The organism is Amycolatopsis sp. NPDC051071 (genome assembly GCF_040682875.1).
In the GTDB taxonomy this organism is placed as follows: Bacteria; Actinomycetota; Actinomycetes; order Mycobacteriales; family Pseudonocardiaceae; genus Amycolatopsis.
Genome location: NZ_JBFBBY010000264.1, coordinates 1 through 7,747 on the forward strand (window position 1 = coordinate 1; position 7,747 = coordinate 7,747).

Consider the following 7,747-nt stretch of genomic DNA (forward strand, 5'->3'; position numbering starts at 1 on the left):
TAACGGGTTGATATTCCCGTACCCGAGCACGTGCGCCCAGGATGAGGCGGTTGATACTAACCACCCAAAGCCAGTTACCGATGTCTTCGGACGGACCATCGGACAAATTTCGTCCGATGGGGACCCCTCATGACACACGGCCGCGGGTCAAGGCCTCGCTGTGGCGAAAACCACCCGGGTAACGGGTATGTTTCGCCGTTGCTTAGGGGCTACAACTAGTTGAGGCGGCAGTGCGGGCGTCTCGTCTTGCCCACCCCTTCCCGAGGAGGATCACTGTGACAGGCCGAGCCACCCGCCGGTCCTGGTTCATCTGGTTCGCCGCCGTCACCGTCTACCTGCTGGCCGTCTTCCACCGCACGTCGTTCGGCGTCGCCGGGCTACAGGCCGCCGACCGCTTCGGCGTCGGCGCGGCCGCGCTCGGCACGTTCACCGTGCTGCAGGTCGGCGTCTACGCCGCGATGCAGATCCCCACCGGCGTCCTGGTCGACCGCTACGGCCCGCGCCGGGTACTCACCGGCGCCGTGTTCTTCCTCGGCCTCGGCCAGATCCTGCTCGCGATCGCCGACTCCTATCCGCTCGGCCTGCTCGCCCGCGCCGTCCTCGGCTTCGGCGACGCGCTGACCTTCGTCAGCGTCCTGCGGCTGATCGCCGCGCATTTCCCCGGCCGCCAGTACGCCCTGCTCACCGCGCTGACCGCGGCCATCGGGTACGTCGGCAACCTCGCCGCGACCCTGCCGCTCAGCCTGCTGCTCGACGGCCCCGGCTGGACTTCGACGTTCCTCGCCGTCGGTCTGGTGACCGCGCTGTACACCGCCGTCGTCGTCCTCCGTGTCGAGGACACCCCGCGCGGGGAACCGGTGCCGGTCCGCGAAAAGGTGCATCCGAAGGTGCTGGGCCGCCAGGTCACCGAGGCGTGGCGGACCCCAGGGACCCGGCTGGGGTTCTGGGTCCACTTCAGCACGATGTTCGCGCCCAACGTGCTGACCATGCTGTGGGGGGTGCCGTTCCTGGTGCAGGGACAGGGATATCCGAAGGCCACCGCGAGTTCACTGCTGATCGTGTTCGTCTTCGGTTCGATGATCGGCGGACCGTTCATCGGCAGCCTGATCGGACGGCGCCCGTCGCTGAGGATGCCACTGGTCGGCGGGTACATCGGGGGTGCCGCGGTGATCTGGGCGGTGCTGCTCGGCTGGCCGGGGCCGGTCCCCGTGGCGGTCCTGGTCCCGACGTTCGCGTTCCTTTCGCTCGGCGGACCCGCGTCGATGATCGGCTTCGCGCTGGCACGGGACTACAACCCGCTCTCGCGCGTCGGCACCGCGACCGGTGTGGTGAACGTCGGCGGTTTCGTGGCGACCACGGTTTCGGCGCTCGCGGTCGGGGTGCTGCTGGAGTGGACCGGCGGGGCGTTCCGGGTGGCGCTGCTGTCCGTCGTCGTGCTGCTCGCGCTGGGCACCTTCCGGATGCTCGTGTGGTGGCGGCGGACCCGCGCCGAACTGTTCGCGGCGGAGGCACGTGGTGAGGAACTGCCGGTGCAGATCCGGCGACGGCGCTGGGACGCCGAAGTGCCGCTGCCCGTGTCGTCCTAGGCGAAGGCCCGGTAGATAGGGTTCGGCCCGTGTCGCGTCCCAATCAAGTCCCAGCCAAGAATCGTCCCGCCCCGCCACCCGGTCTCGTCATCGTCGACAAGCCGTCCGGGATGACCTCCCACGACGTCGTCGCCAGGGCCCGGCGGTTCATGGGCACCCGCAAGGTCGGACATGCCGGCACGCTCGACCCGATGGCCACCGGCGTCCTGGTGCTCGGCATCGAACGCGCGACGAAGCTCCTCGGCCACCTCGCCCTGGACCGCAAGACCTACCTCGCGACCCTTTCACTGGGACTGTCCACGACGACCGACGACGCCGAGGGCGAGCCGATCGCCGAGGCAGCCCCGGACGCCGTCGCGAAGATCACCGACGACCAGATCGCCGCCGGGATCGCCGCGCTGAGCGGTGACATCCAGCAGGTGCCGAGCGCGGTCAGCGCGGTCAAGATCGACGGCAAGCGCGCGTACGCCCGCGTCCGCGCCGGCGAAGAGGTCGTGATCCCGCCGCGTCCGGTCACCGTGCACCGCTTCGACCTGCTCGCCACCCGCCGCGAGGCCGGCCGCGTCGAACTCGACGCCGTCGTCGAGTGTTCGTCCGGGACCTACGTGCGGGCGCTGGCCCGCGACCTCGGCGCCGGGCTGGGCGTCGGCGGGCATCTGCTCGCGTTGCGGCGCACCACGGTCGGACCGTTCACCCTGGCCAAGGCCCGCACCCTCGACCAGCTCGAAGAGAAGCCGGAGCTGTCGCTCGACCTCGACGCCGCCGTCGCCGCCGCGTTCCCGCGCCGCGACCTGGACGCCCGCGCGGCGCAGGCGGTCCGATATGGACAGAGGGTTCCCTCGGCCGGGATCGAGGGCACGTACGGGATGTTCGGACCGGACGGGCGGGTGCTCGCACTCGCCGCCGACGAAGGCGAGTCGGCCCGCTCGGTGGTCGTGTTGCTGCCCGCCTAGGGCGCGTGTCCTGTAAGGCCGGTCGCGAGCGTGCCTTGCTGGACACGGCCTAGGGTGGTGCATGGAGCGGGACTGGAGGAGACGGGGCACAAGTGCAGCGTTGGCGTGGTTTGGGTGACCTTCCCGGGAGCTGGGGACGGTGCGTGGTGACGATCGGCGTTTTCGACGGCGTGCACCGCGGGCATCAGGAGCTGATCTCGAGGACGGTCCGCGCCGCCGCCGAACGCGGCGTGCCGAGCGTGGTCCTGACCTTCGATCCGCATCCGTCGGAGGTGATCCGGCCGGGCAGCCATCCCGCGCAGCTGACTACGTTGCGCCGCAAGGCGGAACTGGTCGAAGGCCTGGGCGTGGACGTGTTCTGCGTGCTCCCGTTCACTTTGGAGCTCTCCCGCCTCCCGGCGCACGACTTCGTGCACGAGGTGCTGGTGGACAAACTGCACGCGGCCGCGGTGATCGTGGGGGAGAACTTCACCTTCGGCGCCAAGGCGGCCGGTGACGTCAACCTGCTGCGCACGCTGGGAAAGCGGTTTGGTTTCGTGGCCTTCGGCGCGGAACTGCAAGGGCTGCTCGCCCAGGAGCAGACGGAGAACGAGATCACCTTCTCCTCGACCTATGTGCGCTCGTGCATCGACGCCGGTGACGTCATCGCGGCGTCCGAAGCACTCGGCAGGCCGCACCGGCTGGAGGGCATCGTCGTCCGGGGCGATCGCCGGGGCCACGATCTCGGCTACCCGACGGCGAACCTGTCGACGCCGCGGTTCGCCGCGGTGCCCGCCGACGGCGTGTACAGCGCCTGGTTCACCCGTTCGTCGGATCCTGGCCGACGGCTCCAGGCCGCGGTCTCGGTCGGCACCAATCCGACCTTCTCGGGGCGGGAGCGCACCGTCGAGGCCTTCGTCCTCGACATCGACGAGGACTTCTACGGGCAGCACGTCTCGCTCGATTTCGTGGCCAAGCTGCGGGACCAGGTCCGGTTCCCGACGTCGGAGGGCCTGGTGAAGCAGATCGACGACGACGTCGTCCGCACCAGGGAGCTGCTGGGCGGGCAGGGCTGATCGAAGCGGGCCGGGCCGGTGACAATCGACAAACACGCCCGTCACGGTGCGTCCGGTGGCAAGATGTCACGGACGCACATGGCGTTCGATGGGGTTAGGGGAGCGGGCCAGGTGGAGGACCACAAGATCGTCCAGCGGAACATCGCGCTGCAGCGGGAGTGGTACGGGGAGCCGCTCGGCGATCGGGTGCGGAGACTGGTCGTCGCGTTCGACATCTCCCAGGCCTTCCTCGCCGAGGTCCTCGGCATCAGCGCGCCGATGCTCAGCCAGGTGATGAGCGGGCGCCGCGCGAAGATCGGCAACCCGGTCGTGCTCGCCAAGATGATCATGCTGGAACGCAAGGTGCTGGTCCCGGCGGTCGCCGCGGGCGACCGGAAGGCCATGCAGGAGGCGCTGGAGGACGTCCGCGACTCGCGGCCGACCGTGGGCCGCGACAACATTCCGGTCGGTGCCGTCGCCGACGACCAGGGCGTGCTCGCCGCGCTGCGGGACATCGGCGAGGACGAAGACCTGCCCAAAGCCGCGAAGCTGCTCGACGACGACTTCCCGGCACTGGCGGATCTGCTGCGCCGGGCGGCCAAGAACTCCTGACGATGCTGCTCTTCAGCGCTTTGATCCCGCCCGACGACGTCCTCGACGAGGTCGCCGCCGCGCTGGGGACTCCCGCAGACGGCGATTTCCGCTGGTCGTCGCGAGAGAACTGGCACGTCACCCTCGGTTTCTACGGCGAAGACGACCCCGGTGAACGGTCCGCCTGGCTGGCCGGACGGCTGGCGGAGGCGTCCGCGATCGACGTCTCGCTGGAAAAGGCCGCGACATTCCCCGGGGTGCTGTGGTTGAGTGTTCTCGGAACCGGGCTCCACGAGCTTGCCTTGCAAGCCGGCGCGGAGAACGAAGGCAGGCCATACGTGGCCCACCTGACACTGGCCCGCTTCCCCCGCGACCGGCCCGAAGCCGCGAGCGCGTGGGAGGAGCGGCTGGCCGGCTTCACCAGCAGGACTTGGACGGCCACCGAAGCCGTCCTGATGAGCAGTGAACGTGAGCAAGGTGTGTCGCGCTACCGGGTGATCCGGTCGTACGGGCTGCCGCACGCCCGCGCCTGAAGCCGCTGATCACGAGGCTGGTAGCCTTGATGATCGGGTCCGGCTGCAGTCCGTGGCGGCCGTGACCGTCTCACCCGGCGTGAACGATCGTCCGGGCCGCACGGCACAGATTATCTAGGAGCACCACTGTGGCTTTGTCCACCGAAGAGAAGAAGTCGATCCTTGCCGAGTACGGCGTGCACGACTCGGACACCGGATCCCCCGAGGCCCAGGTCGCGCTGCTGACCAAGCGCATCGTCGGCCTCACCGAGCACCTCAAGGCTCACAAGCACGACCACCACTCCCGTCGCGGGCTTCTGCTGCTGGTCGGCCGCCGCCGCCGGCTGCTGAACTACGTGATGAAGGTGGACATCGAGCGATACCGTGCGCTGATCCAGCGTCTCGGCCTCCGCCGATAGCTTGAACCCGAGGGGGAGTGACCACTGCGGTCGCTCCCCCTCGGTCTAAGAACCAAAGCTCTGTCTTTTTGAAGAGCGAGGCGCGAGCGCGCACGAGGAACCGTTCGCCGGTCCTCGGTAGTGGTTCCCGGGCAACGGCCCGGGGGCTTCGATCGAAGACCGGCCTCACTCCTCGAGCGTCCGCAGGCGAAACAGGTCCCAGGGTGGGAGACTCGCGCCGTTACAGAGGATCAAAAGAGGAGATACACCTTATGACCGACTCCACCGGAGTCACCGTGCACGAAACCGAAGCCGTGATCGACAACGGCCGTTTCGGCACCCGCACCGTTCGCTTCGAGACCGGCCGACTGGCCCGTCAGGCCGCCGGTTCCGTCGTCGCGTACCTCGACGAAGAGACCATGCTGCTCTCGGCGACCACCGCGTCGAAGCACCCGAAGGACCACTTCGACTTCTTCCCGCTGACCGTGGACGTCGAGGAGCGGATGTACGCCGCCGGACGCATCCCCGGCTCGTTCTTCCGTCGTGAGGGTCGCCCGTCGACCGACGCGATCCTGACCTGCCGCCTGATCGACCGGCCGCTGCGCCCGTCGTTCACCGACGGTCTCCGCAACGAGATCCAGGTCGTCATCACCGTCCAGAGCCTCAACCCGGACGACCCGTACGACGTGCTCGCGATCAACGCGGCTTCGGCCTCGACCCAGATCGCCGGTCTGCCGTTCTCCGGTCCGGTCGGTGGCGTCCGCGTCGCGCTGATCGAGGGCCAGTGGGTCGCGTTCCCGACCTGGAAGCAGCTGGAAGAGGCCACCTTCAACATGGTGGTCGCCGGCCGGATCGTGGGTGACGACGTCGCGATCATGATGGTCGAGGCCGAGGCCACCGACAAGACGCTCGACCTGATCGCCGACGGCGGCAAGGCGCCGGACGAGATCGCCGTCGCCGAGGGCCTCGAGGCCTCGAAGCCGTTCATCAAGGTGCTGTGCGAGGCCCAGCAGCAGCTGGCCGACGTCGCCGCCAAGCCGACCGGTGAGTTCCCGGTCTTCCTGGCCTTCGAGCAGGACGCCTTCGACGCCGTCGCCGCCATCGCGACCGACGACCTCGCGAACGCGCTGACCATCGCCGGCAAGCAGGACCGCGACCACGCGACCGACCAGGTCAAGGCCGCGGTGCTGGAAAAGATCGGCCTCGGCGAGGGCGAAGCCTTCCAGGGCCGTGACAAGGAGATCGGCGCGGCGTTCAAGGCCCTGTCGAAGAAGATCATGCGCAAGCGCGTCCTCACGGACAAGATCCGCATGGACGGCCGCGGCCTGACCGACATCCGGTCGCTCGCCGCCGAGGTCGCCGTGATCCCGCGGGCGCACGGTTCCGCGCTGTTCGAGCGCGGTGAGACCCAGATCCTGGGCGTCACCACGCTGAACATGCTCCGCTTGGAGCAGCAGATCGACTCGCTCTCCCCGGAGACGCACAAGCGGTACCTGCACCACTACAACTTCCCGCCGTTCTCCACCGGCGAGACCGGCCGCGTCGGTTCCCCGAAGCGGCGCGAGATCGGCCACGGCATGCTCGCCGAGCGCGCCTTGGTCCCGGTCCTGCCGAAGCGTGACGAGTTCCCGTACGCGATCCGCCAGGTCTCCGAGGCGCTGGGCTCCAACGGCTCCACCTCGATGGGCTCGGTCTGTGCCTCGACCATGGGTCTGCTGAACGCGGGTGTCCCGCTGAAGGCGCCGGTCGCCGGTATCGCCATGGGCCTCATCTCCGACGAGGTCGACGGCGAGACCCGCTACGTCGCGCTGACCGACATCCTCGGTGCCGAAGACGCCATGGGCGACATGGACTTCAAGGTCGCCGGCACCAAGGACATCATCACCGCGCTGCAGCTGGACACGAAGCTCGACGGCATCCCGTCGGAGGTCCTCGCGGCCGCGCTGAAGCAGGCGAAGGACGCTCGCCTCACCATCCTGGAGGTCATCGCCGAGGCGATCGACGGCCCGGACGAGATGAGCCCGTTCGCCCCGCGCGTCACCAGCGTGAAGGTCCCGGTGGACAAGATCGGCGAGGTCATCGGCCCGAAGGGCAAGATGATCAACTCGATCACCGAGCAGACCGGTGCCGACATCTCCATCGAGGACGACGGCACGATCTACGTGGGCGCGGCCGACGGCCCGTCGGCGGAGGCGGCGATCGACTTGATCAACGCCATCGCCAACCCGCAGCTGCCCAAGGTCGGCGAGCGCTTCCTCGGCACCGTGGTGAAGACGGCCGCGTTCGGCGCGTTCGTCTCGCTGCTGCCGGGCAAGGACGGCCTGGTGCATATCTCGAAGCTGGGCAACGGCAAGCGGATCGCCAAGGTCGAAGACGTGGTCAACGTGGGCGACAAGCTCCGCGTCGAGATCGCCGACATCGACAACCGCGGCAAGATCAGCCTGATCGTGGTCCAGGAAGAGGACGCCGCAGCGGCTGAGAAGCCCGCCGAGGGCGCCGACGCCGAGGCTCCGAAGGCCGACGCTCAGTAGTCCTGCCTGGTTCGCTGTGAAACGTCAGGAAAGGGTCGTTCAGGACCCAAGGACCAGCTGGTCCTCGACGCCGTCAGCCAGACAGAGGCGCATCGGCTGCGCACGGTTCTCTTGCACCGCAAGGAAGTCGTCACCGAGTCCG

7 protein-coding genes are annotated in these 7,747 nt (G+C 68.7%); all 7 read left to right on the plus strand.

Features of this window, described 5'->3' with window-relative positions; all coding sequences use genetic code 11:
* Window positions 1–275 precede the first annotated feature (275 nt).
* Complete coding sequence (locus AB0M65_RS39430) at window positions 276–1,586, plus strand: MFS transporter (protein ID WP_364040273.1); 1,311 nt, start codon at window positions 276–278, stop codon at window positions 1,584–1,586.
* A gap of 29 nt (window positions 1,587–1,615) precedes the next feature.
* On the plus strand, window positions 1,616–2,539 hold the full coding sequence (gene truB, locus AB0M65_RS39435; protein WP_364040276.1) for a tRNA pseudouridine(55) synthase TruB: 924 nt from the start codon (window positions 1,616–1,618) through the stop codon (window positions 2,537–2,539).
* A 92-nt stretch (window positions 2,540–2,631) separates the two neighbouring features.
* The gene (locus AB0M65_RS39440) at window positions 2,632–3,594 is read left to right on the plus strand and encodes a bifunctional riboflavin kinase/FAD synthetase (RefSeq protein ID WP_364040279.1); all 963 of its coding nucleotides are present in this window, start codon (window positions 2,632–2,634) and stop codon (window positions 3,592–3,594) included.
* 111 nt (window positions 3,595–3,705) lie between these two features.
* The gene (locus AB0M65_RS39445; protein WP_364040282.1) at window positions 3,706–4,185 is read left to right on the plus strand and encodes a helix-turn-helix transcriptional regulator; all 480 of its coding nucleotides are present in this window, start codon (window positions 3,706–3,708) and stop codon (window positions 4,183–4,185) included.
* Window positions 4,186–4,187: 2 nt separating this feature from the next.
* Window positions 4,188–4,697: an RNA 2',3'-cyclic phosphodiesterase gene (gene thpR, locus AB0M65_RS39450; RefSeq protein WP_364040285.1), complete on the plus strand. Its 510-nt coding sequence runs from the start codon at window positions 4,188–4,190 to the stop codon at window positions 4,695–4,697.
* A 128-nt stretch (window positions 4,698–4,825) separates the two neighbouring features.
* Window positions 4,826–5,095 carry a 30S ribosomal protein S15 gene (rpsO, locus tag AB0M65_RS39455; protein WP_003084034.1) on the plus strand — a complete coding sequence of 90 codons (270 nt, stop codon included), beginning with the start codon at window positions 4,826–4,828 and terminating at the stop codon, window positions 5,093–5,095.
* A gap of 251 nt (window positions 5,096–5,346) precedes the next feature.
* Entirely contained in the window at window positions 5,347–7,605 is a 2,259-nt protein-coding gene (locus AB0M65_RS39460) for a polyribonucleotide nucleotidyltransferase (protein WP_364040288.1), read from the plus strand.
* Window positions 7,606–7,747: the final 142 nt, after the last annotated feature.